This is a genomic window from Streptococcus sp. HF-2466 (assembly GCF_015594645.1).
In the GTDB taxonomy this organism is placed as follows: Bacteria; Bacillota; Bacilli; order Lactobacillales; family Streptococcaceae; genus Streptococcus; species Streptococcus anginosus.
On the sequence record NZ_JADNQU010000002.1, the window covers coordinates 160,165 to 182,097 of the forward strand.

Annotated in this window: 25 protein-coding genes; 3 read left to right on the forward strand and 22 right to left on the reverse strand. The window is 39.2% G+C overall.

Features of this window, described 5'->3' with window-relative positions; genetic code table 11:
* Positions 1-225: 225 nt before the first annotated feature.
* Entirely contained in the window at positions 226-639 is a 414-nt protein-coding gene (locus IYQ91_RS03475) for a MarR family winged helix-turn-helix transcriptional regulator (RefSeq protein ID WP_003025684.1), read from the reverse strand.
* Between the two features lie 63 nt (positions 640-702).
* Here IYQ91_RS03475 and IYQ91_RS03480 point away from each other — a divergent pair, with 63 nt between their 5' ends.
* Together IYQ91_RS03480 and IYQ91_RS03485 are read left to right on the forward strand one after the other, a co-directional pair.
* A complete protein-coding gene (locus tag IYQ91_RS03480; protein WP_195673083.1) occupies positions 703-1,140 on the forward strand; it encodes a GNAT family N-acetyltransferase in 438 nt (145 codons plus the stop codon).
* Between the two features lie 124 nt (positions 1,141-1,264).
* Positions 1,265-2,389, forward strand: a complete 1,125-nt coding sequence (locus IYQ91_RS03485) for an AI-2E family transporter (protein ID WP_003028351.1) — start codon at positions 1,265-1,267, stop codon at positions 2,387-2,389.
* A gap of 360 nt (positions 2,390-2,749) precedes the next feature.
* Here the strand turns inward: IYQ91_RS03485 and IYQ91_RS03490 are convergent, their stop codons facing one another.
* Entirely contained in the window at positions 2,750-3,967 is a 1,218-nt protein-coding gene (locus tag IYQ91_RS03490; RefSeq protein ID WP_006906966.1) for a site-specific integrase, read from the reverse strand.
* An 82-nt stretch (positions 3,968-4,049) separates the two neighbouring features.
* Entirely contained in the window at positions 4,050-4,253 is a 204-nt protein-coding gene (locus IYQ91_RS03495) for an excisionase (protein ID WP_006906967.1), read from the reverse strand.
* A 24-nt stretch (positions 4,254-4,277) separates the two neighbouring features.
* Between IYQ91_RS03495 and IYQ91_RS03500 the strand changes: the two genes are divergently transcribed.
* On the forward strand, positions 4,278-4,511 hold the full coding sequence (locus tag IYQ91_RS03500) for a hypothetical protein (protein ID WP_152901647.1): 234 nt from the start codon (positions 4,278-4,280) through the stop codon (positions 4,509-4,511).
* A gap of 196 nt (positions 4,512-4,707) precedes the next feature.
* On the opposite strand, the gene IYQ91_RS03505 is transcribed toward IYQ91_RS03500, so the two are convergent.
* The 19 genes from IYQ91_RS03505 to IYQ91_RS03595 form a co-directional block, all read right to left on the reverse strand.
* On the reverse strand, positions 4,708-4,938 hold the full coding sequence (locus tag IYQ91_RS03505) for a helix-turn-helix domain-containing protein (RefSeq protein WP_006906968.1): 231 nt from the start codon (positions 4,936-4,938) through the stop codon (positions 4,708-4,710).
* Positions 4,935-5,357, reverse strand: coding sequence for an RNA polymerase sigma factor (locus IYQ91_RS03510; protein ID WP_006906969.1), 423 nt, complete (start codon positions 5,355-5,357; stop codon positions 4,935-4,937). The genes IYQ91_RS03505 and IYQ91_RS03510 overlap by 4 nt, the downstream gene beginning before the upstream one ends.
* Before the next feature lie 338 nt (positions 5,358-5,695).
* Entirely contained in the window at positions 5,696-5,884 is a 189-nt protein-coding gene (locus IYQ91_RS03515) for a cysteine-rich KTR domain-containing protein (protein WP_080660607.1), read from the reverse strand.
* Between the two features lie 5 nt (positions 5,885-5,889).
* Positions 5,890-6,924: an alpha/beta fold hydrolase gene (locus IYQ91_RS03520; protein WP_006906970.1), complete on the reverse strand. Its 1,035-nt coding sequence runs from the start codon at positions 6,922-6,924 to the stop codon at positions 5,890-5,892.
* A gap of 34 nt (positions 6,925-6,958) precedes the next feature.
* Positions 6,959-7,597: a TetR/AcrR family transcriptional regulator gene (locus IYQ91_RS03525; protein ID WP_006906971.1), complete on the reverse strand. Its 639-nt coding sequence runs from the start codon at positions 7,595-7,597 to the stop codon at positions 6,959-6,961.
* A 119-nt stretch (positions 7,598-7,716) separates the two neighbouring features.
* Complete coding sequence (locus tag IYQ91_RS03530) at positions 7,717-8,628, reverse strand: conjugal transfer protein (protein WP_006906972.1); 912 nt, start codon at positions 8,626-8,628, stop codon at positions 7,717-7,719.
* A 14-nt stretch (positions 8,629-8,642) separates the two neighbouring features.
* Positions 8,643-9,644 carry a lysozyme family protein gene (locus tag IYQ91_RS03535; RefSeq protein WP_006906973.1) on the reverse strand — a complete coding sequence of 334 codons (1,002 nt, stop codon included), beginning with the start codon at positions 9,642-9,644 and terminating at the stop codon, positions 8,643-8,645.
* Entirely contained in the window at positions 9,641-11,716 is a 2,076-nt protein-coding gene (locus IYQ91_RS03540; protein ID WP_022525063.1) for an FUSC family protein, read from the reverse strand. The genes IYQ91_RS03535 and IYQ91_RS03540 overlap by 4 nt, the downstream gene beginning before the upstream one ends.
* A gap of 2 nt (positions 11,717-11,718) precedes the next feature.
* Positions 11,719-14,166, reverse strand: coding sequence for an ATP-binding protein (locus IYQ91_RS03545; protein WP_006906975.1), 2,448 nt, complete (start codon positions 14,164-14,166; stop codon positions 11,719-11,721).
* Positions 14,150-14,542 carry a conjugal transfer protein gene (locus tag IYQ91_RS03550; protein WP_006906976.1) on the reverse strand — a complete coding sequence of 131 codons (393 nt, stop codon included), beginning with the start codon at positions 14,540-14,542 and terminating at the stop codon, positions 14,150-14,152. The genes IYQ91_RS03545 and IYQ91_RS03550 overlap by 17 nt, the downstream gene beginning before the upstream one ends.
* Positions 14,543-14,626: 84 nt before the next feature.
* On the reverse strand, positions 14,627-15,124 hold the full coding sequence (locus IYQ91_RS03555) for an antirestriction protein ArdA (RefSeq protein WP_006906977.1): 498 nt from the start codon (positions 15,122-15,124) through the stop codon (positions 14,627-14,629).
* Positions 15,125-15,139: 15 nt separating this feature from the next.
* Positions 15,140-15,361, reverse strand: coding sequence for a hypothetical protein (locus IYQ91_RS03560; RefSeq protein ID WP_006906978.1), 222 nt, complete (start codon positions 15,359-15,361; stop codon positions 15,140-15,142).
* Positions 15,362-15,399: 38 nt separating this feature from the next.
* Positions 15,400-16,581 (reverse strand): MobT family relaxase, encoded by a 1,182-nt coding sequence (gene mobT / locus IYQ91_RS03565; RefSeq protein WP_198017395.1) that lies wholly within the window; start codon positions 16,579-16,581, stop codon positions 15,400-15,402.
* 210 nt (positions 16,582-16,791) lie between these two features.
* Entirely contained in the window at positions 16,792-18,168 is a 1,377-nt protein-coding gene (locus IYQ91_RS03570; RefSeq protein ID WP_006906981.1) for an FtsK/SpoIIIE domain-containing protein, read from the reverse strand.
* Between the two features lie 35 nt (positions 18,169-18,203).
* A complete protein-coding gene (locus IYQ91_RS03575) occupies positions 18,204-18,584 on the reverse strand; it encodes a YdcP family protein (RefSeq protein ID WP_006906982.1) in 381 nt (126 codons plus the stop codon).
* A 16-nt stretch (positions 18,585-18,600) separates the two neighbouring features.
* Positions 18,601-18,915, reverse strand: coding sequence for a YdcP family protein (locus tag IYQ91_RS03580; protein ID WP_037593289.1), 315 nt, complete (start codon positions 18,913-18,915; stop codon positions 18,601-18,603).
* 417 nt (positions 18,916-19,332) lie between these two features.
* Complete coding sequence (locus tag IYQ91_RS03585; protein WP_195673084.1) at positions 19,333-20,490, reverse strand: tyrosine-type recombinase/integrase; 1,158 nt, start codon at positions 20,488-20,490, stop codon at positions 19,333-19,335.
* Positions 20,491-20,604: 114 nt separating this feature from the next.
* On the reverse strand, positions 20,605-21,069 hold the full coding sequence (locus IYQ91_RS03590; protein ID WP_195673085.1) for a hypothetical protein: 465 nt from the start codon (positions 21,067-21,069) through the stop codon (positions 20,605-20,607).
* A 10-nt stretch (positions 21,070-21,079) separates the two neighbouring features.
* On the reverse strand, positions 21,080-21,832 hold the full coding sequence (locus IYQ91_RS03595; protein WP_195673086.1) for an XRE family transcriptional regulator: 753 nt from the start codon (positions 21,830-21,832) through the stop codon (positions 21,080-21,082).
* Between the last annotated feature and the right edge of the window lie 101 nt (positions 21,833-21,933).

A 21,933-nucleotide genomic window follows, 5' to 3' on the forward strand; every position in this document is an offset into this window, starting at 1 on the left:
TGGGACAAAAATCGGTAATTTCGAAGAAATTTGATTTTGTTGTCCCACCCCCGCACAGTTGAGTAGGGCTGTAAAGGGTGATTTATCAACCGCATAGAACCCGCTCAACCACTGCGACTTGCAAGAAACTCATAAAAATCTGACGAGGTTAAGGACTTTTGTCCCAGCCTCTTCATTTTTTTAATTTAAAAGTTGCAAATGCAACTAATGTGTGCTATACTGATTTCATTGAGCATTTTCTATTTTATTGAGGATGGCTTCTAATTGAAAGAGTTCAGAGGAAGTCAGAGCTTTCATGACAGACTGGATGTAGGTCGTTTCAAATCCAATCAATCGGTCGTAGATTTGCAAAGCCTTCGTCGTAGGGAAAAGCTCTTTAAATTTCTTATTTTGAGAGTTGACTTTCTTTGTGATAAATCCTTTTTCCTCTAGTTTTCTAAGAGAGCGACTAAGTGTTGTTTTATCAATTTTTACCATATGAGAAAGTTGAGATTGATTCAGTCCTTCATGCTCAACAATGCGGATAAGGATAAGAAAAAGATTATTATCTAGGTTGTATTGGCTGGCTTCATGATTCATATTCATCATGGCTTGGCGAGAAATTATGCCCATTTGACGAAAGAGATGACGATAATCCATAAAAGGCTCCTTTTATAGTTGCATTTACAATTATTATATAATAAAGAAGAAGGGAAAACAAGTATGTGGTATAAAAAGACATTTGAGGAATTAACCACCTTAGAATTTTATAAATGCTTGAAATTACGCTTGGAAACATTTGTCGTAGAGCAAAATAGTGTTTATAATGATTTGGACGAGCACGATTTAGAAGCGATCCATATTTTTCATGAAAATGAAGCCGGCGAGGTAGACGCTTATGCGAGAGTATTTGAAACGGGTACTACTATTCATTTTGGACGTGTCGTAACAGCGGCTTCTACTCGCGGTCAAGGGCTTGGTCGTAAGTTGGTCCAAGCTATTATGAAGACTTGTGCTGAAAAATGGCCTGAAAAAGAGATTCACATAGAGGCGCAAGAGCAGGTGGTGGGCTTGTATGAGAAATTTGGATTTGAAGCTGTTAGTGAACCCTTCATCTTAGAATCACGAGTACATGTGAAAATGGTTTACAAACGAAAATAAATGGAAAAATAAATTTTGATAGTGGGAAACGAAAGAGTCTGTTCCTAAAATAATTTAAGCCATTTTAAGAAAAGCACTCTATTTTAGTGGAAAATATGATAGAATAGCTGATAGGAGGAACAGTATGTTTCATAAAAGTAAGTTATTTTTTTGGACAACAGAAGTCTTACTACTAACTATTATCTTTTTTATCTGGCGGCAAATGGACGGCTTGATTTCCCCTTTTGTGAGCGTTTTAAATACGGTTTTAATTCCTTTTCTAATTGCGGGATTTTTGTACTATGTGACGAATCCTTTAGTGAAATTCCTGGAGAAAGAGCTGAAAATTAAGAGGATTTTTGGAATTTTGATTACCTTGGTTCTCTTGTTTGGGATTATTGCTCTGGGCATTATTTATCTGTTACCTATTTTGATTACGCAGTTGACAAGTTTGATTTCTTCTAGTCAAAATGTTTATGGAGAATTGCAAAATTGGATTAACCAGCTATCGCAGCACTCTCTCTTTAAAAATCTGAATATCCAGTCTATTATTAAGCAGTTAAATTTGTCTTATGTGGATATTTTGCAAAATATTTTAAATAGTGTCACCAATAGTCTGGGGAGTGTCGTTTCAGCAGTAGTGAATACATTTTTGATTCTCATCATGACGCCGATCTTTTTGGTCTATTTCTTAATTGACGGGGATAAATTACTGCCCATGTTGGAAAGAACTGTTTTGAAGCGGGATAAGCTCAACATCACGAAATTATTGACCAATCTTAATGCAACGATTGCTCGGTATATTAGTGGGATTTCGATTGATGCGTTTATTATTGGAACGTTGGCTTTCATTGGCTATAGTGTTATTGGTCTGAAATATGCTTTGATATTTGCTATTTTTTCTATGATTGCTAATCTTATTCCTTATGTGGGTCCAAGCATTGGGTTGATTCCGATGATTATCACTTATCTGATTGCCGATCCGAAAAAAATGGTGATTGCAGTTATATATATGTTAATTGTGCAGCAAATTGACGGAAATATTCTCTATCCACGGATTGTAGGTGGCGTGATGAAGGTGCATCCAATTACCATTATGGTTCTCTTGCTTTTGTCAAGTAATATTTATGGGATTGTTGGGATGATTGTAGCGATTCCGATTTATTCTATTTTGAAAGAAATTGCAAAATTCCTAGCGAATTTATATGATAATCATCGAGCTGCACAGGAGCAAAAGAAAAATGAGGAGTACGGAATTATTAATAAATAAGAATGGGATGATGAATAAATTCAAAATCTGAAAGATGAATAGACATTCAGAAGGACTGTGTCTTAATGTTTTAGAATGATGAATATAGGGAAGTGGAAGCAAACTAAATGCAACAAAAATTTAGTTTGGAATTCCACTCCTTTTTCTTTCTAATACGTTTTATTAAAACCATAAGTGTATTTTTAATTTAAACATATCACAAATTTCCAATTATCATTTTGAATATTCTTAAATGCTCGTAAAGCCTTGTTATGTAGGTTTTCGGGCATTTTTTCTTTAGGAAGATACTTCACGTTTCTTTGTGTAATTTGTTATGAATTGATTGTTAAAAGTGGTAAAAGGGTAGTAAATTCATTTCTTTTAAAGGACTAAACATCTTGCTTGTTGTTCTTTTTCCAAGCGTTTCATTTCCTCCATAGCCGAATTACAGGTCGCATGTGCATAATAGTTCAGTGTCATGGTTATGTTTGCGTGTCCCATAATATATTGCAGGGCTTTGGGATTCATACCGGCATTGGCACAGTTGGTGCAGAATGTATGCCTAAGTGTATGCGGTGTGATATGTGGCAATTTTTCCTCATGGCATTTGTTGTACTTTTTAATGAGGTTTCTTAGTATGCTGTTAAAATCACATGCCGTTTTAGGATAGCCATTTCTGTTGAGAAAAAGAAAGTTGCTATATCCATCAATCTCAACACATTCGTTTTGGTTTTGCACTGCCAATACTCTTTTCAATGCCTGACATGTAACTTCAACCATTGGTACTTGCCGCTCACTGCTTTTGGTTTTAGGTGTTTCAATGTAATACCCAAGCTCAGTGTTTCTTAGTAGCTGATGATTAACCAAGATAAGATGATTTTCAAAATCCAAATCTGTAACAGTCATACCACATAGCTCTGAAATACGAAGTCCGGTTTTTAACAGTATCAGAATTTCGTCATAATTCTTGTGATAGACCGTATCAGACTTTGCGAAATCAAGCAGTCTTGCTTCCTGTTCCAGTGTCAATATCGTTTTAGGAACGGTATCATCATCAATAACGGTATTAAGCTGAAAATCAAATGGATTCTTTCTTACATAATCATCCTGTATCGCAATGTAAAAGGAAGCTCGCAGTGACCGCTTATAGTTATTGATGGTGGAATAGGCAAATCCGTTTTCACTCATTCTAATAGCCCATTCCTTAGCGTCAGACGGTTTAATGCTGTCTATGCTTCTTGCGCCCAGCTTATCGTTCTTCAAAATTTCCATCAGATATTTACGTCCGGTCTTTGTGTTTGCTTTTACATTAGGACGCTGAGCATTTTGCTTGGCGTAAAGCTGGCAAAGTGTCATCTTCTTGCCGATAACATCAATCCCATCTTGAACATCTTTTTGTATCTCTGCAATTTTTTCACGCAGTGCGATACAATCCCGCTTGCCTGCCGGTACTCTGTCCGTAGATACCAGCTTCCATGAGTAGATAAACTGTGTTTCTCCGAATGAATCTATATATTTGTATAAGTATCTTCCGTCTTTTCTCTGGCTCTCTCCAGTCCTCAAAATCCGACCTTTACGGTCACGTCTTTTTTCTGACATGGTATCTGCTCCTTTCCTGTATGGAAAGAGCCTTGATACGACTTGATACGATTATACCATATCTATTCAAGACCCTTATACCCTATATGACATCTAATGTATCTATCACTTTTTCAAATTGCTTTCGCTTGATCTGAATCCTGTTCCCGTTCATAATCAGCCAGCCTGCATTCTTGTTTTCTTCTGCTAAACGACGCAGCTTATTTTCACCGATACGGAAATATTTAGCAGCTTCTTCAATCGTCAGCGTGTAGCGTTCCCAGATAGGAACATAAGCCTGATTCATGTCATCAATCCTCCTTTCAAATTTTTGGCTTTACAAGCAGTCAGACAGCCTTGGCAAGGCTCACGGGAATCTCACCCCTGCATGGTTCTCATGCAGCCGTACTCATTGCCTGCGACGGCTCACACAGGTTCTCTGTGCTTCAACGCTCGGACTGTGACTGTACGGGAGTATCATTATGTCGATAAAAAAGTCATGGCAATCATCTTGCTGATGATGACTTATGGAGTTCCGGTATCAATCGCTCACTGTCATTTCTGACAGGTCATGGCGTACCAGTCCATCAGCTCGTTTCTTATCGCAACGTATCTGACCGCTTTATTCAGTTTTCAAAGAACATAGGGGCTTATTCGCCTGCAAAAACACATATGGGAATATATGCTTTTGCAGAATAACAAGCCTCTCCAATCGGGAAGCGTGGAAACGTCATCACGCTTCCACGAAAAGAGAGCGTGTGTCACTTGATTTCAAATGACAGAATCTTTGTAATCAGCCTTGTTTCCATTCGTCCACGCAAAACCTCATCAACAACCATGCTTTGGTTTCCGTATTCGTCTTTCATCAGACGCAGGGAGCGTTTTGTCATATATCCCCGATAGTGCCGGATAATCTGATTGATTGCTTCTGAATTGCCGTCAGCAGCTTTGACAATGAGAGGAAAGGGAACAAGAGGATAATTCTTCTTCATTCTTCAAATTCCTCCATAAACTTCTTCATCATGGCAAGTCCGCCGGTTCTGTGCCGGTAAACAGTGGAACGGTTTACTTTCAACATGTCTGCAATCTCCGAATCGCTCATATTCATAAAATAGAACAGAAGCAGAATCTCACGCTTGTTGCTCGGCAAGTTCCGCAGTGCTTCGCTTAGCAGGTCATTTTCAATGCTGATGGATATGCCGTTCAGCATAAAAATCTGAAAGTCCGTTACATAGCTGTCTGTTGTGGCAAACTGACTGACAAGATAATCGCCGATTTCCGAAAAGGACACTTCATGTTTTGCCAGTCTGGAAAGCTGTTTGAAATAGTCCTTTCGTTCATCTTCCATAGCCTGCTTGCAGATGTAGTCAAACTGGTTTTCTATCGTTGTCTGAAAAGATGACGGTTTCATGTTCTCACCCCCTTTCTCTGGATTGAAAGGAAGTGAGCCTTGCTCCTTTACCTCCTTTCACTCTTAGTCCCGACGTGAAAGGGGGATTTGTTGCATTACCAGTCAAAAAAATTTCGGATAAATAAAAAACACACAAACAGACCGTTCTCTGTTTATGTGTCCATGCAGTGTTGCTTATATTATTTGTGGAAGTGAAAAACCACGGAGGATTCTTTTGTATAGATAACTGTGTTTTATGTTTGTAAGCAAATGCCGTATAAAATCGGCTTGTAGTATATATTTTTCATGATAATTCTCCTAATAAAAATAGCCGATAACATAAGATTTTATATCTTACATCATCGGCTCTGCGTCTTTGCGTCCGGCTCTTTAATGATTGTGGTTTTAAACTCTTTTATACTAACTAAAGTTTCTAATTTACACTTAGGACAGTAAAGAGGAAAATTCCTTAATTCGGTATCTTTTCGTAGTTTTATCCTCGTTTTACTTTTACATATAGGACATAACAACCATTCTGTTAGCAACATCGTCATCACTCACCATTACATATAGAATTATCAGATACAATTTCTCTAAATTCTGATAATAGTTTAATATACTCTTTTGGCTTGAAAGTATGAATAACATGATTAGCGGAAACTTTTTTATATATTATTTGCGGAGCCAAGGAAATAGCATGATGAGCGTCATCATCATCAAATGCTCCTATAAGTCCGTAATTTTCGTAGCGTTTCCAATCGGCTTGAATAAGCAGTACGGGGCATTTGGTTTTTTCAAAAGCTTCTGCATGGTCAATACCATCATAAAACCTGCCATCTACAAAGGCTCTGGCAAAATCCGGGTCAAACATAGACAATGATTTAATTAGCAAACGTAAGCTATCTGGGAAGCCAATTTCAACCGGACTATCAGGGTATTTATCCTGAAACTTCTTTATCTTTCGTGATAACCAACTAACAAACCAATTTGGAATTCTTTTGATTCTCTTATCAGAAGCTGGTACTTCCATATTTTGAAAATAATTTGCTAAATCTCTATCTGGTATATTTCCGATTTGATTAACAAGGTGCTTTAGCCCGTTATATACGAATTTATCTTGTTCTTTAAATCGTGGCATTTCAGCAGAAAAAATGGGTGCGTCCTCAAGAATAATTCCGGAAATATATTCAGGAATATTAGCAGCACACCAAAGAGCGATAATGCCACCTGATGAATTTCCGCTAATAATAACTTTTTGTTTTATTACATTTTCTATAAATATTTTTATGTCCTCACCAATAATTTTCCATGAATAATGCCCCGGTGTCCAAGAAGACTTTCCATGACCTCTCACATCTATGGCATATACTTGGAAAATTTTTGATAGTGGCAAAAGTACTTTCTTATAACTTTCCCACATACCCATTTGAGCAGGAATCAATAATAAACTCGGTCCATTTTTAGGACCAACCACATAGTTCAGCTTAACGCTCCCTGTATCATAAGTTTTTTCTGAAAAACCAGCATTTACCAGTTTTCGATTATTTAGTTTTCCAGACAATTTTTCGTATGGATTTTTATAGTTCATTCAACATTCCTCCTAACTATAATTCTTGAATGTTTTACTCGATAACAATTCCGTAAATCATTAAATCAAGATATTCTTTAACATCTTTTTTAAATTCATGAAAATTATCAAATAACTCCATTGGCTTGTCTTGATACAAATGTAGATATTTCATTACAATTGCATCAATATACAAACTTAAACTCTCTATAATTTTTTGAGTATCTATGTCTTGTCTTAGTTTCAATTTTTTAACAGCACTTAAAATAATCTTACTTGATTTTTCTTTTGATTTTTTATGATATATGCTTAAAATATTTCTAATATCTTTACTAACTTCTTTGTGTGTTTCCTTTGAAACCATATTTAAAAATTTTGTTTCATTTGGATATTTTGTGATTAAATTATATTTCATATCCATCATATAAAAAATTATTTCATAAAAATTATCATAAGTTCCTTCGTATTCTAAATCTTGTGTCAATAGGTCGACTGTATGTTTAAACAGGTATAAGTAAAAATTCTTTTTATTGCCAAAATAATAAAATAATAAACCTTTAGAAATACCAGCTTCATGAGTGATTAAATCAGTCCGTGCTTCTACAAAGGAAAACTTTGAGAAAATTTCAATTCCCTTGGTTATTATTTGCTCCTTTTTTTCATCTGAAATTTTTTCAAAATTCTTAGTAACCATTAGACACCTCACTAAATTGACCAATCAGTCAGTACTCTTGATTAGAGTATATCATATTTTGACTGATTGGTCAATTTCGGATGGTAAAGAGTGAAATGGTAATATTTTCTTTGATTAGATTACTTCACAATCTTCCAATTCCCATCATTCTTTTCAAGTGTCAGACTGAACTGTGATACCTGCGTTGCTTTGGTCTGTGGGTCAAGATATTTAACCGATAAAGACACTGTAACCTGATTTTCTTTACGATTATAAATCGGATTGACCAGCTCCTGAAAAACATACTCTTTTCCAACCGGTTTTAGGATTCCATCTGTCACATAGTAGGACAGTTCCTTTTGCGTGGCAGTCGGGTAGAGCTTGAAGAAGGTGGTTAAAAAGTCATTGATTTCATTTGCAGTAACAGAATCCACCGTGCCGTCATTTTCTATTATCTTAGGCTGATAGGAAGACTTTGACGGTATGCTTGTAATGGTCGGATTCTTAATGATGACCATGTTTCCGGCACTGTCCACATAGACACTGACAGAATAAGCAGACTGCACGTTTTTCTTGCTTTCTCCCTCTGTAATAAGCTGTTCTACACTGTAGGTCATATCAAAGGTGTGATTCCCAGTATTTTTGACGCTCCATATCTGAAAGTTTTGAAGCGAGGAGGACACCGGTATATCCTTTCGTACCGTGTCGTTATTAAGAGCTTGAAGCTCCTCTGTCAGATAGTTTTTCAGTGCTTTGGTTCGGTTGTCAATCGAGGTGCTGTTTTGCTCCCATGTGTAATAGACTTTCGCAAATTTCTCTACAAAATTTTCTATATTATGCGTATCCATATATTCTTTTTCGATGACCTTCGTTTCATGAATGGTATGGGTATCTATTGCCGTAAAATGCTTAAATACCGCAAAGCTGAAGCTGACTGCTAAGAGTATCCACAGGGCAATCACTATCTTTCTTCGAGGATTTATCTTATGAATACGGGGTTTCTTCTCTTTTGGAAGCTGTTTTTTATTGTTGTTATGATTGATGAATTTCATATTTTATTCCTTTCTTATCGTTTGATTCGTCCTGCTCCTGCCAAATGCTGCTGCCAGTAGGAGCTTGTCAAGTCGGTATAACCGATCGGGTCGCCTGCATGGTACATACGGTTATTGCCGACATAGATTCCGACATGGGTAATGTATGTTCCGGAATTGTAAGTAGAATGGAAGAATATCAAATCTCCAGCCTTGGCTTCGGATAGAGAGATGTGTTGGGTAGCGTCATACTGTGCCTGTGCGGTTCTTGGCAAAGAGATACCGGCTTTCCCATAGCACCACTGCACCAGTCCCGAACAGTCAAAAGAGGTAGTGGGAGAAGAACCGCCAAATACATATTTCCAGCCCTCATATTTAAGCGCTTCATTCATAATTGCCTGTGCGGTTTCATCATCAAACTGCGATGTCACAAGATACTGTTTAACCAGAGCTACATAAAACATATTTCCATAGCTGTATCGCCAGCCCCCGTTCATAGAGATGGCAATAGAGTTGGGGTAGTCCACCTTTACACCGCCGGAATGCTCCTTTGCAAAGCTCTGCGCCAGTTCAAAGCTGTATTTTTTGCCATGACGGGCGACATAATCTAAAAATCCACCGCCATAGTTATAGGACTGTATGACACAATCGAAATCTACTTCCAGACGCTTACTGCCTGCCAGAAGCTCACTGAAATACTTTACGCCCTGTTTGATAGAGCTTTCCGTATCCAATGAGTTCGGAGGAAGCCCCAGCGATTCCGAAGACTGCATGACATCTTTTGCCGTACCGCCGGATTCCACCTGCATGATGGCAAGCAATACATTTACATATTCACTCACACCATATTCCTTGGCGTATTTTTCTACCATAGGCTTGTGTGCCAGAACCTCCATGGAAACGGTCGCACCGCCAAATTGACTGTTCCCAAATCCGCCATCCTGTTCATCAGAAGATAAAATTGTGATAAACAAAAGTAGCGAGAATACAACTACGAAAAAACAGGAAAAGCCGATGAGAAGATGTTTTAATTTCATGACGGCTTACCTTGGTCTTTTTTTATTCTGGCGGTTTGTAACGGTCTGCTTTTTGTGTTTACAGTCTGTGTTCTTGAAATAACAGGAGCTTGTCTTTTCGCTTTAAGCGGTGTTGAATTTTCTTTTAATCGGCTTGCTCTCTGGACAGACCATTCCTGTATATTTGCTGATTGAAATTCTCTTATCGTTTTTTGTGGTTCTTGTTTCTGAGCCGTTCGTTCCTGCCTAATTATCGGTCTTTCATGGACAGATGAAGCTACGCTGTTCTCTGATTTTGCCATTTCCATCCTCAAACGGCGTTCCGCAATCGTCTGTCGTCTTGCTTCCTGCTCCTGATTGCGTCTGTCTGCTCTGTATGTTCTTGCCTGAGTGATACCGCCGGTAAAATCATTCATATTTTCTCTGATTTTGTTTTTACCTTGAAAGACGGCATATCTTGCGTTTGTCGGCAGGTCAGTGACCTGTTCCCTGAATTGATTGACAGATGCTGCTATCGTGTCTTTTGTATCGGCTATCGTTCCGACACCTTGTCCGAGCTTTGCTCCCAGTGAAGCCGAATGCTCACTTTGTGGTCGGCTATGGTCGGCTTGTGTTTTCGGAGAATGTGTTAAGCCATCTCTTTTCTGATTTCTTTTTCCGGCAATCGCAGAACCTACTCCATAAGCAGTCATGGAACGACCTAATGTTCTTTGTAGGCGGTGCATTTGTGCGTGCATAAGCATACGGGGTCTTCTCATCATACGGCTTCCGACACCTTGTGAATCATTGCTTTGCAGAGAAAACAGGCTCATCAAGTCACCAAGCTTAAAATAAATGCCTGCAAAGGTCACGATCTGCAAGAAAGCAACCATAAAGAACGGATAACCGGCAGACAGACTGTAAAGCATGGTGGAAATGCTAAAGGCAACAGTAATAATCAATGTAATGCCTGCACGGGTCAGGATGGTATTAAAGAGCTTTGTAATGGCTCTTTTGCTCATGCCCTCAAAGGTCGGCAGCATGCTGAGCAGGAAGCTGACCGGCAGGAACATGGCATAGATGATAAAGAGTATCTGTGAGAAAATCATAATGCCGGTCAGAAGAAAGACAAAGATGGAAATACCAATATTAAAGAAGAACAGGAAAAATACCGTTCCTAACCTGCTGATTGTCTTTGTGATGGTCATATTGGCATTATCTTTATCCTCAATTTCCTCTTTGATGATGTTTTCCCTGTCTTCACCGTTATTGGAATCGGGACTTGTGGACAAAAGATTTTCCACACGGTCGGTGCCAAGACTGTCTATGTCGGTTGTTCCGTACTGGAGCAGCAGCCAGGGCTGTTTCACCTGTATGGAAAACAGGCTGTCCCGGATTAAATCCACACTGTCTTTTCCTTTGGCTTCGGAATCCGGCAAGGTGATTTTTGTGCCAAGCGATAAGCTGGCATTGCTGATGTCCGACGAAAAATCATTGATTTTCGCAATGTAATCCGGCGCATAGGCAATGAAGGAAGCGGACAGGATAAATACCAGTACGAAATTGACAATCGCATGAACCGCCTTTGTCGTTTCTCTTTTGATAAGTCCTGTATAGCTGACATAGATACCGAGTACCAGAATAAAAATCAAAAGAAAACCGACATAAAAGCCCTCTGATGACAGACCGTATGAAGTAACACCGGCTAAGGTCTGCATGTTTTTTCCGATGGCATTCGCCGTGGAAGAAATGAAATCCAAGGAATACGCTTCTTTTACCAAGTAACCTGTGGCGTTTGAGATATACAGACTGATTGTCCAGATGAAATTGGTAATCGCATAAAGTCCATACATGACCTGCTTTCCAATGCCATCTGTCCAGTTCCACGGCAGCCAGTCCCAAGAATTATCGACATAAAAATCAAGCTGGTAGTTTGACAGCGGATATTTGCTGTATTCATTGGCAGTATTGACCGTATCGTCAACCAGTCCTGCGGCGTGTACTACGGTTCCGACCACAGACAGAAATACTAAGGTGGCAATAAGAATCGCACCTGCTATCAGTATGACTTTCCCAATTCGCTTGACTACTTTTGCTATATTTTGCTGTTTCATGCTTACACCTCAATTCTTACCGGCGGTCTGGTATCAAAGGCATGGAGCAGTTCCTCAAACACAGGGTGAAACTGTATCACGCCGACACGCCCATATAAATCACTGATTAGACACTGCCCGTTTTCCAAGTTACGCAGACGCTTTTGGTTGTACTCATCTTCGGGGTCAACCCCAAAGAACGCCAAAGTCTTTTTTATCTCATTGATGTCCGTGGAGCGGAAAGCAAATTTCAGCCCCAGATTATTTTTGAGCTTTTCATCTAAGAGGTCGTCCGTATTTTGTGTCACGAAATAGACACCGGCATTCATGGCACGACCGGCACGCACTAATTTCATGGATAGGGTCTTGCCCTGCGCCACCTGTAAAAAGCTCCATGCTTCGTCCAAGTCCACAATCTTGAAAATGCTTCTGTCCGTATGGATAAAATCCAATGCAAAGGTGCTGATAACAATGAGCATTGCCACAGACAGCAGTTCCATAGTAGTATATTCTTCAAAATCGGTTTCCTTGTCCGGAAGCACCAAATCGGCAACCTGTATGATGTTTAGCTGTTTTTCCAAGCTGATGGACTGTTTTACCTCACCGTCACTAAAGAGAAGATGAGCAAAATCATAGTCGGTAAAACTTTCAATATGCTCTGCAATGCTTGTGGCGGTATCCGTTCCCTCAATTCTCAATTCTTCAATAACCTTTAATAAGCCCCTTACTTCACTGTTTGTTACGGCACGAATGGCTTTTCTAAGGACGGGGAAACGGTCGGAATCACGGGAAGAAATCCCTGTCAAAAAGGTCAATATATCAATCGCAAGAGATTCTGAATCCTTTGGATTTTTCATAATTACATAAGGGTCAAGTAATCCCATGTTTTTCTTTTCAGAGGTCAGATTGACAATATTTATTTCATGAGCGATTTCAGGCAGGGTTTCTTTCCAACTTCCACGTTCCGCTTTCGGGTCAACAATAAGAGCCTGTGCCCCGAAAAGCACCGCATAATAGACAATCAGATTATTGGCAAAGGATTTTCCACCGCCAAGAGAGCCGACAAAAGCGGAAGCCAAGGCATTCGTCACAGAGCCTTTTACTCCCTGTGAAGCAAGAGCCGGTTTCAGATAAACATTTCTTCCCGTATCCAGATTGTAACCGACATAGATTCCGTCTTTTTCCCCAAGCATTTGTGTTGCCCCAAAGCCAAGTCCGGCAAGAAAATCCGAAGTCACATACTGGATATAGTCATTCATATAGCGTTTGCTGGCTGGCAGAAATTCTCCCTGCAAGCCCAACATGTCGCCAAACGGTCGCACCAGCTTTACGCTTAAATCATCGTAAAAATCCTTCACCTCATCACAACGTCGTTTCAGCTCATCCATATCATTAGCGGATACACGCACTACATAGGAGAGCTTATACATGGATTCCTTGCTCTGGTCTAAACTGCTTTCCAGCTCACTGACACTTTCTAAAGCGTCGGCGACATTGGTGCTGGTTTCATTGTCATTCTGCCAAGCGTGGTTATCCAAATCTTTCAGTTCCTTTTTCTTATTTCTGACTGTCCCCAAAGCCTTTTTATTGGCTACAATTTCTACATTCATGGATGTATCAATCGGAAACGTGAATTGCTGTTGCTGATAGTAGAAAATTTCACTTGATGGGAAATCCAGTTCTCCGACAACGCTGTTAATCGTAAAGTAAGCAACGTACACGGTTCTATCTTCCTGTTCCAGTTTCAAATATCGCTGCTTTTCTTCAATCAGGCAACGGGTCGGCTTAATCAGGTCATAGTATTTTACCAGTGTTTCTCCATCCGTCTTTTTCTTTGAAAGATGGTAGGTATAATCTTCATAGGCTGTGCCGGTCTGTCCATAGATGTGTTCAATGAGATAACCGAAATCATCTTTATTTAATGGTCGGATTTTAAATCTTCTTGAAATCTTGTTCGAGAGCAGCTTTTCCATCTTTGAATAGCGTAAAATCTCATCATTGCTCATGCTGACAAAATCGCCCATCAGCTTATGGTTGACATCATAGATAAAATCCAAAGCCGCATTTTTGGCTTCTTTTGTAAATTCCCTGACGGATACATCCTGTTCGCCAAAAAGGAGCTTAAAGCCGATATAAAAGCGGTAATCGACCTGATTTTCTCCAATCATGGAAATCAAAGCCTCTGTCTGCTCATCAATTCTTTTTTCGGCAACTTCTTTTAATTTCCCGACGATTCCCTTTTTGGAATTTTCCTGAATGGAACGTATGCTGGATTCCGTACTGATTTGCAGAGCATGAATTTTCCCGTTACGGTTTTGTGCGATAAGCTGTCTGAAAGAATCATGCACCTGTAATTTTTGCTCAGGGCTTAGAAAAGAATAGTTATAGGGAAGAAGTTCATAGTAGGCAAAGCATTCCCCGTCATTGTTCCAGACCAGATTGTTTTCAATATATTTAATGGGATATTTCATCGTATTCACTCCTGACTGCTGTAATTGCTTCCTGCATATTGTTTTTTCTTAAATGTATGGTTTTGCCTGCATAAGTCAGCTTCGGTCTGAACCAAAAGGAAATTACCGACTTCAAAAATCCGTAAGGCTTTTTTCCGTCGAATGTTTTCTGGCTCATAAACCAAGTCAGGACGACCGGGATTCCAAAATATTTCAGGAATGCCCCATCAATAAAAGACAGTGGCGGAAGATTCCCAAGAAGTATGACTGCAAATACAGACACCACAAACCATGTCATTTGCGTAAAGGTGATAGGGAAAGGCAGCTTAAAGTCATTGATAGAGTAAAGCACCTTTTCCACCGACCAGATATTGGTATAGCTTCGTATTTTTTTCATTTTTATTTCTTTATCCTTTCATAAAAAGGGATAGTTTTTGGACTATCCCCTTAAGTCAAACCAATCTGTCTGTGTCATCAGACATCAGTAGATAATTTCAAAAATCCCACGGCTTGCATGGATAAAAGTTCCTGAAAGCTCTAAGTCACGCCCAAAGGATTCATAATCAATATAGTTTTGCAGACTTGCCGGAACTTCACCAAGCATACCCGTTTCCTCAATGTAGTAGCGTGCCACATCTGCCATATCATCACAGCCGGAATGCAGAATAATATCGTCCTGATGTTCGCTTAATTCTTCAATGCTGGGAAAGTGCGTAAGCAAGGCGGAAAGCTCTGACTGTAATTCTTCGGGCAGATCACATACCAGCTCATAAAGATGGTTCAGTTCTGCAAGGGAGGTGTATTCGTCAATGTCAAAGGGCAGCTCGTAATCATGAATGGCGTATTCCTCATACTCATCATTCAAGCCGATTTTTTCTTTGACTTCTTCAAAATCTACGGGGAGCTTAAACCAAGCTCCCACGAGTTCCCCCTCGTTATATTTGCCGAGGTTGGCAATATATACCTGCATATCGTCCATTCATTTTCCTCCTCTCTAAGCTCCAATAATTTTATTGAACAGCTCCAGTAAAATGTCCTTGACACCGGCTGCGTTGAATACCAGTCCTACTGCAATAATCGCAATGATAAGAAAGCCGATAAGTTTGGAAAATTCACGCTTAAAGCCAAGATATAAGCCAATCACAACAATAGCTAAAAGCACCAGTGATTGTGCGTTCGATAAAAACCAGTTATAAAGATTTTGTCCAAAGTTCATTGAAAAATATTCTCCTCTCTGTTAAAAATGAATTTGTGTCATACAATGACATTTTTGATATTTGCTGACTGTTGTTTGAGAATCTGCTTATGCTTGTCCGTCAGCTTTGCATGTGCAAGCAGAGTATTTACCGTCTGTGTCTGATTGATTTCGTCCAGCTTTAGTGCCACCTTTAAGGTAGGAGCGACCTGACGAGCCAGCCAGTTTAGCGTTCGCTCATAGGTATAGGGTTCCGGTTTTGTCGTGAGTTTTAAGCGGTCACGGTGATTGCCGATAAACCAAGCCCATTCATCATTCAATTTCCAGTCACAGCGAGGTCTGTTATCATCCCTGTCTACAAAACGGATATAGCGGTTGATAATCTTAAAGGCGGTCTGCTCCGGATTGTCAAAGATAAGCAGGTCACGAACGGCATAATAGGCACGCTCATTTTTCAGACGGATTTCAAAGCGGTTTTTCACTTCCGCTTCACGGATGGGAATATGATTCTTCCTGTACTGCTCATAGTCCTTTTCATAAATGCAAAAGTAAACTTCGCTTTGAAGAGAACCAATATAGAGAGTATTTCCCATACATTCCTTTTCATCTTTGCGTACCAGTTCACCGCTTCGGTAGCTTTTGAAACTGCGAAAGACGGAGATACATTCCTCATTCCTGCATTTTTCGGTAAGCATGGGAATATTCAAAATGCCGGTTCTGTCATTGATGGCTAAATCCAGTCGCTTCATCACACCGCCAGCCGATAAGGCGTCCATGAAAAATTCATACCAGCTTCGCTCCTGTGCCAGAAGATAGGCTTCAAACTGTCTGCACCCACGTCCCTTTAGTTCTACCAGCACACCCTTACTAAGCTCCGATGAACAGAGAACAAATATATCTCCTAAAGCGTAATGCTCCGAATAGGAGTAGAAGCCGTAATCCTCATGAAGAAAATAGGACAGCTTTAATCGCAGGATTTGTTCTACCACATATCTGACATCTGTTGTCGGAAAGCGAATCCTTACATAGTCAAAAATAAGCTCAAGCGGAGAGTTAGGATTGAACCGTTCCAAGGTTTCAAAGAGTACATGTTCCAGTTCCTTTGACGGTATGACTTTCCCTGTTTCAATATCACTTAAATACTGCCTTGTAATACCTGCTCCGGTTGCCAGACGGCTCTGTGAAATACCATAAGCCAATCGTGTTTCTTTTATCTTTTCGATATGATTTTCTTTCTCCAGTAAAATCCCTCCTGTCTAAAAAGGCAGATGTCAACTTTGAAAGCTCACTTGACACCTGCCGTAATTTCTATAATCCCTTGTCCTGTAAAGAATAAGAGATGATAAATAAATTGTTTTTTGTCGATTTGTACCCCCCTGTTAGATACGGGGGGTTGAATGGTTGGCGTGGCTGCCGCCACACCAACCGGCAAACCGTCCGCACGGCAAGGCTTACGCTTCGCACGCCTTTTGTGCGTCCTGCCTGCCGTCTGTGAGTTTCCGTATCTCCTCTAAAAAATCATGTCCTTTGGGAACAAGGGGCGTATAAAATTCAGATATGACGCTTGTTCCCACATCAACATAGCCACGCCCTTTGATTTGTTTTGAGAAGAAATCCTTTTGCACATCACTTCCAAACATCATGCCGTATCCCATTTCAGACATACGACCTAAAGCTACTCTGAAATGAAACTGGTCACGGATTCCGTCGCCAAGGTATTTTGCGTCCGGTCTTTGACAGGCTAATATTAGGAAAAATCCTGCCTGACGACCTAACATGACAATCTGCTTTAATTTATTTAAGACGGCAGTATTCTCCTTTGTTCCCAGCATTTCCATAAAAGCGACATATTCATCAAAAATCAGGAAATGAGCCGGAAGCCCCAAGTAGGAATAATTTTCGCCTGTTTTATAGTTTTCCATTTCTTTCATGGCGAGGCTTCGCTTCACCATTTCTTCATAGAATCTGTCAATGCAGGAAAGGATATCTTCCTTTTGAAAATACACCTCTTTCATAACAGAGCCTAAGTCGGCAAGATCGGCATTTTTCGGGTCAAGGATATACAGCTTTGCATTTGTACGGAGCAGGGCTTCAATCAGTGTCAGGATAAAATAGGTTTTACCGCCGCCTGTACCACCGGCAATTAACATATGAGGGAGCTTGTCATATTCCCACCATATATTTTTCATAAGGCGTAGCTTTCCGCTTTTTGCCTGTACCTCGTCAATGGAAATACGATTGGCAATCATGTCATAAAGCAGGGTATATTCCACATAGGAATCTTTCAGCTCCTTTTCGGTCAGCTCACAATATAAGCCGCTCTCCAGCTTTTTCTCCAAATGCAGGAGCTGTTCCTGATACTTGCCCAGCGTAATTTCTACACGTATCTGAATCAGACCGTTTTTCATGCGGTAATAGACTTTCGGGAAGTAGCTTATCTTTTCTCTTGTCCGGCTGGAAGAATCTTTAAAAATCCCCTCTGATTTTACCTGCTTTGCTTCATACCATTTGTTTTCCAGTATCATTCTGGCTAATTTCTGACGATGATAGAGCTGTTTTATCCAGTCATAGCGATAGCGTTTAATCACCAAAACAAGCAGCAGGCAGATAACACCGGAGCTAATACAGCTTATGGAAAGATAGGGAACATTGATTTCACCTGCTTTTGGTAAATGAAAATCCTGCCAGTTTATCTCTGAGATTGTCTTTGCATGAAACAGGGCAACAACAAGAATAAAAACCGGCAGGAATATTGATACGGCTGTATGAAAGACCAAATCCTTATCGCTTGGTCGAATCCGTTTACCGGAAAGAAGCCACTGTTTCATGTGCCTGTTTCTCCTTTCGATTTGCGTTCTTTACCTTACTTTTCAGATATGGGTTCTTTTTTAGGAGCTTCCCTCTTGAAATTTCCTGAATCCTTCGCCGGCACAATATCATCTGCCTTGATATACCAGTCCACCTCTGCTCCCTGAAAGGTTGCGGTCGCTACCGTATCGGCTACCGGATTGATAAGCTCTACATGTGCGTTATAGTCAAATTCTTTCAGCGGAACGCTTGCAGGAATGCTCACCTGAATCATTCGTCCCTGTCCTTTGGATTTGAGGTCATAGGTACGCTCCTTAATTTCTTCCGAAAGCGTGCCATCTTCCTTTTGAATGCGTACCTCACGGCGAAGTGCGGAGAATTTCAACTCTCCAAATGTCGCTTCCTTTTCTAAGACGATACCGTTTGCTAATCTCATTTCTTTTCCTCGCTTTCTATGCCTTTATCATGTCGTCGGCTTCCAGAATGTAATTGGTAAATCCTCGTGTGCCGATTTTATATCCCTCTGCTCTGATACGGGGATGGATGAGTTTTACTTTTTCCTCAAAGGCAAAGTTCTTTTCGCCTGCTTCTGCCGGAAGTATCACGATAATATCGTCTGCTCTCTGCACATCGGAATAGAGGTTGTAGCTTCTTGATAAGACCGTAAGCTGTCCGTTGATTCTTCTTTGTATGACTTTATCCTCACCGGCAAATTCTAAGTTTCCAAAAGTCTTTTCCATGTTGGGAATAACAAATTTTAGTTCCATATTTTTTCGTCCTTTCTGTGATCTATTGATTTTTATGTTTTCAGCGTATCTTTCGTAGGAGAACGACATTTCCTTTCCAAAGTTTTTCTTTCCATCATTATCACGACCTTTCAAATTAAATACAAAAATAGACACCTCATTGTTGAAGTGTCTACCTTTATGAATATTCAATTTGTGCTGGAGGTATCTATTAAATCTTCACCTTTCAAGGAAAATCGTCGTACCAAAGCTCATTCATACGTAGTAAATCAGTAGTAATTTAATTGGTTTTATCCTTGATAAGGTGCAGTGTCTCCAGTGTTTATGCAGATAATTGGGATTTTATGATGTTTTTATGCTAAAATAGAACATATTTTCCAAATAACTTAGTAATATCAAGGTTTTGAGAGGTTGTAGATTAAGTGACTACGTTTTTAACTACGCTTCTTTTCTTTCGGACATGTATTCGTTAAAACGATTTGCTACTTGTTCGTGTCGTTCTTTGGTGACATGAGCGTAGATTTCCATAGTTGTTTTTATGTTACTATGTCCTAATCTTTCTTGAACCTCTTTAATGGTTGCGCCAGATTCAAATAGTAGGGAGCAATGAGTATGACGGAAGCCATGTATTGTGATTCTCCGCATGTTAAATCTTTTCGCAAGCACATTATTTAAATCAGATATATGGTTGTAGGAATACCATTTGCAATCTCTATTAGTGAATATATATTGTTCGTTACCCTCAAATTTTACTCCATGAGCCATAAATCGTTTCATTTGGTAAATTTTCCAAGTTTTCAACAATGAAATTGTATGGTCATCGATGGAGATGGTTCTACGGCTTTTTTTAGTTTTTGGAGATTGGCAAAATTGTTTTCCGTCAACTTTTACTGCTGTTCGAGAAACTTTTAGAGTTTTATTTTGAAAGTCTATGTCTTTCCATTTTAGTCCAAGAGCTTCACCTTTTCTTAGCCCGGTATATCCTAAAACGTGGAAAAATGTCACATTAAATGGTGAGCGTGAATTTTGACATTTATTTAAAAATTCTAGTAACTCCATTCTAGTATAGAAGTTATCTACTTGCTCTTCTTGATTTTCTTCTGTATATTTTTTTCTAGGGATAATGACTTTATCCATAGGATTTTCAGGGATAATTTCTAGGTGGTAAGCGTATTTAAAGATACGCTTGATAACACTAAATAATAGACTTGAACTTTTATATTTATCCTGTATCTTTTGAACGTTATTTTGACAAATTAAAACAGTAATATTTTTTATCTTCATACCGTCAAAATATTTTATGACAGTTTTAAGCATATACTTTGCTGTTGCGAGAGTAGTTGGTTTCACCGTGGATTTATACGAATCCATCCACATCTCGGCGATTTCTTCGAAGGTATAATCTTGGTATATTTTTGTAAATTTTTGTTCTTCTGCTTGAAATCGCAAGAGAGCTTCTGCTTGCCTTGCTGCTCTCTCTGACTTGAACCCTCTACGTGTCGTCCGTCTTTGCTTTCCTGTCAATGGATCAATGCCGAGATAGGCTTTCAATATGTAGCGAGTTTCTCCATTTGCTGTAGTATATTTTTTAATCATCTTTCTTCTCCTTTTTTAGCTTGCCCGCATAGTTGAGAGAATGAAGTGATTGTGTTATACTAATGTTGGTATATTTTTTAATCCATCACCTTTGACTACGGGTGATGGACTTTTTTAATTTCTATTTGCAAAATCAGGTAAATATCTAAAGGATGCAAGAGCAGGATAGCCTTCTTGCTCATCAGTAACAAAACCGTATGAAATAAATTTATCTCCTTTTTTTAAAGTGTACTTATAATATTCTGGAAGTATTAAAACTAAAAACTTATCTTTTCCATTTTTACAAACAATAACTTTTGCATTGTTTCCCTCCATAACGTCAAGGACAGTCCCTCTAACTCGTACTTTGTCATTGTAAGCCCATTCTTCAATTGGAGTTTCTTCATATCCTTCGTTTTTGACTTCAGGGTAAAATGCTTCAAACTGGCTGTAAGTGATCTTTTCTTTTTTCTTTGATGAAGTTGTTTCAATGCTAGAGTCACCCACTGTGGACTTTTCTTTTGAATGTTGGTTACTCGAACAAGAAACGAGAATAATTGTCGCAAAAAGAGCCAATCCTAAAACAAATACTTTTTTCATAATTTTTCCCCTAATTTTCCATTGGCATGAAATTACCGACTACTTTACCTATAATCCGTGGTTCTTCACTAAAAGGTGCGAATTTATCAGCATATTTATCATTTAACGAGACGAGTCTTAAACCGTCTTTTTCTTTGTAGACTTTCTTGATGTAGCTTTGTCCGTCCCAATCAACAGCGTAGACGGCACCATCATAGTCCCATCCGGTTTCTTTGATAAGAGCAACAGAGCCGTCAAGGAATTTAGGCTCCATAGAATCACCATAGACCCAAGAAGCAAAGTCATGGTCTATATCTTTGTTGTAAAATACGACATCATAATTGCGGTCTTCCATGTAGTCGTAACCATTTCCTGCAGAGAGTTTTTCAAAGACATGATATTCTGTTCGTTCTTCGTTGAGTTCGTTCTGTGCTCGTTTTTGCTCCTCTAGCTGCATTTTAGCTGTGTCAAGCACAATTACTCTACGAGGTTCTTCTAAACGTTCTACAGTATCGGAAATTGCCTTAGCAGTATTAGTTAAAGGTAATGAAACAATATTAGTTGTTTGAATTGGTGGAAATAAATCATCAATAGATATGTCAAATGCTTTAGCCAATTTGAATAAGGTATTCTTTTTGGGAGTTCTGAAACCTTTTTCGTAATTAGCGATTGTAGTATCCCCCATGCCTATTTTTTTAGCTAACTCTTTTTGAGTCAATCCTTTTAATTTTCTATATTCTTTTATCTTTTCACCAATATAGATAGCTAGTTCAACGTCTGTCATGTTACACCTCCTGCTACTGTTTGTTAAAAGTATTATAACAAAAATCTCACGTTTTGAAAAGTTTTTTTGTTTTTTTCACAAAAAACTGTTGACACTTCACA

What these genes read in the sequence shown, in the direction of transcription:
- IYQ91_RS03550 (WP_006906976.1), bottom strand. Translation starts at nt 14,542, where the DNA reads ATGAAAAAAATACGAAGCTATACCAATATCTGGTCGGTGGAAAAGGTG.
- IYQ91_RS03505 (WP_006906968.1), bottom strand. Translation starts at nt 4,938, where the DNA reads ATGAAGAAGAATTATCCTCTTGTTCCCTTTCCTCTCATTGTCAAAGCT.
- IYQ91_RS03475 (WP_003025684.1), bottom strand. Translation starts at nt 639, where the DNA reads ATGGATTATCGTCATCTCTTTCGTCAAATGGGCATAATTTCTCGCCAA.
- IYQ91_RS03575 (WP_006906982.1), bottom strand. Translation starts at nt 18,584, where the DNA reads ATGAGATTAGCAAACGGTATCGTCTTAGAAAAGGAAGCGACATTTGGA.
- IYQ91_RS03490 (WP_006906966.1), bottom strand. Translation starts at nt 3,967, where the DNA reads ATGTCAGAAAAAAGACGTGACCGTAAAGGTCGGATTTTGAGGACTGGA.
- IYQ91_RS03495 (WP_006906967.1), bottom strand. Translation starts at nt 4,253, where the DNA reads ATGAATCAGGCTTATGTTCCTATCTGGGAACGCTACACGCTGACGATT.
- IYQ91_RS03590 (WP_195673085.1), bottom strand. Translation starts at nt 21,069, where the DNA reads ATGAAAAAAGTATTTGTTTTAGGATTGGCTCTTTTTGCGACAATTATT.
- IYQ91_RS03595 (WP_195673086.1), bottom strand. Translation starts at nt 21,832, where the DNA reads ATGACAGACGTTGAACTAGCTATCTATATTGGTGAAAAGATAAAAGAA.
- IYQ91_RS03515 (WP_080660607.1), bottom strand. Translation starts at nt 5,884, where the DNA reads ATGTTGCTAACAGAATGGTTGTTATGTCCTATATGTAAAAGTAAAACG.
- IYQ91_RS03480 (WP_195673083.1), top strand. Translation starts at nt 703, where the DNA reads ATGTGGTATAAAAAGACATTTGAGGAATTAACCACCTTAGAATTTTAT.
- IYQ91_RS03585 (WP_195673084.1), bottom strand. Translation starts at nt 20,490, where the DNA reads ATGATTAAAAAATATACTACAGCAAATGGAGAAACTCGCTACATATTG.
- IYQ91_RS03570 (WP_006906981.1), bottom strand. Translation starts at nt 18,168, where the DNA reads ATGAAACAGTGGCTTCTTTCCGGTAAACGGATTCGACCAAGCGATAAG.
- IYQ91_RS03510 (WP_006906969.1), bottom strand. Translation starts at nt 5,357, where the DNA reads ATGAAACCGTCATCTTTTCAGACAACGATAGAAAACCAGTTTGACTAC.
- IYQ91_RS03535 (WP_006906973.1), bottom strand. Translation starts at nt 9,644, where the DNA reads ATGAAATTAAAACATCTTCTCATCGGCTTTTCCTGTTTTTTCGTAGTT.
- IYQ91_RS03540 (WP_022525063.1), bottom strand. Translation starts at nt 11,716, where the DNA reads ATGAAACAGCAAAATATAGCAAAAGTAGTCAAGCGAATTGGGAAAGTC.
- IYQ91_RS03530 (WP_006906972.1), bottom strand. Translation starts at nt 8,628, where the DNA reads ATGAAATTCATCAATCATAACAACAATAAAAAACAGCTTCCAAAAGAG.
- IYQ91_RS03485 (WP_003028351.1), top strand. Translation starts at nt 1,265, where the DNA reads ATGTTTCATAAAAGTAAGTTATTTTTTTGGACAACAGAAGTCTTACTA.
- IYQ91_RS03560 (WP_006906978.1), bottom strand. Translation starts at nt 15,361, where the DNA reads ATGAACTTTGGACAAAATCTTTATAACTGGTTTTTATCGAACGCACAA.
- IYQ91_RS03545 (WP_006906975.1), bottom strand. Translation starts at nt 14,166, where the DNA reads ATGAAATATCCCATTAAATATATTGAAAACAATCTGGTCTGGAACAAT.
- IYQ91_RS03555 (WP_006906977.1), bottom strand. Translation starts at nt 15,124, where the DNA reads ATGGACGATATGCAGGTATATATTGCCAACCTCGGCAAATATAACGAG.
- IYQ91_RS03580 (WP_037593289.1), bottom strand. Translation starts at nt 18,915, where the DNA reads ATGGAACTAAAATTTGTTATTCCCAACATGGAAAAGACTTTTGGAAAC.
- IYQ91_RS03525 (WP_006906971.1), bottom strand. Translation starts at nt 7,597, where the DNA reads ATGGTTACTAAGAATTTTGAAAAAATTTCAGATGAAAAAAAGGAGCAA.
- IYQ91_RS03520 (WP_006906970.1), bottom strand. Translation starts at nt 6,924, where the DNA reads ATGAACTATAAAAATCCATACGAAAAATTGTCTGGAAAACTAAATAAT.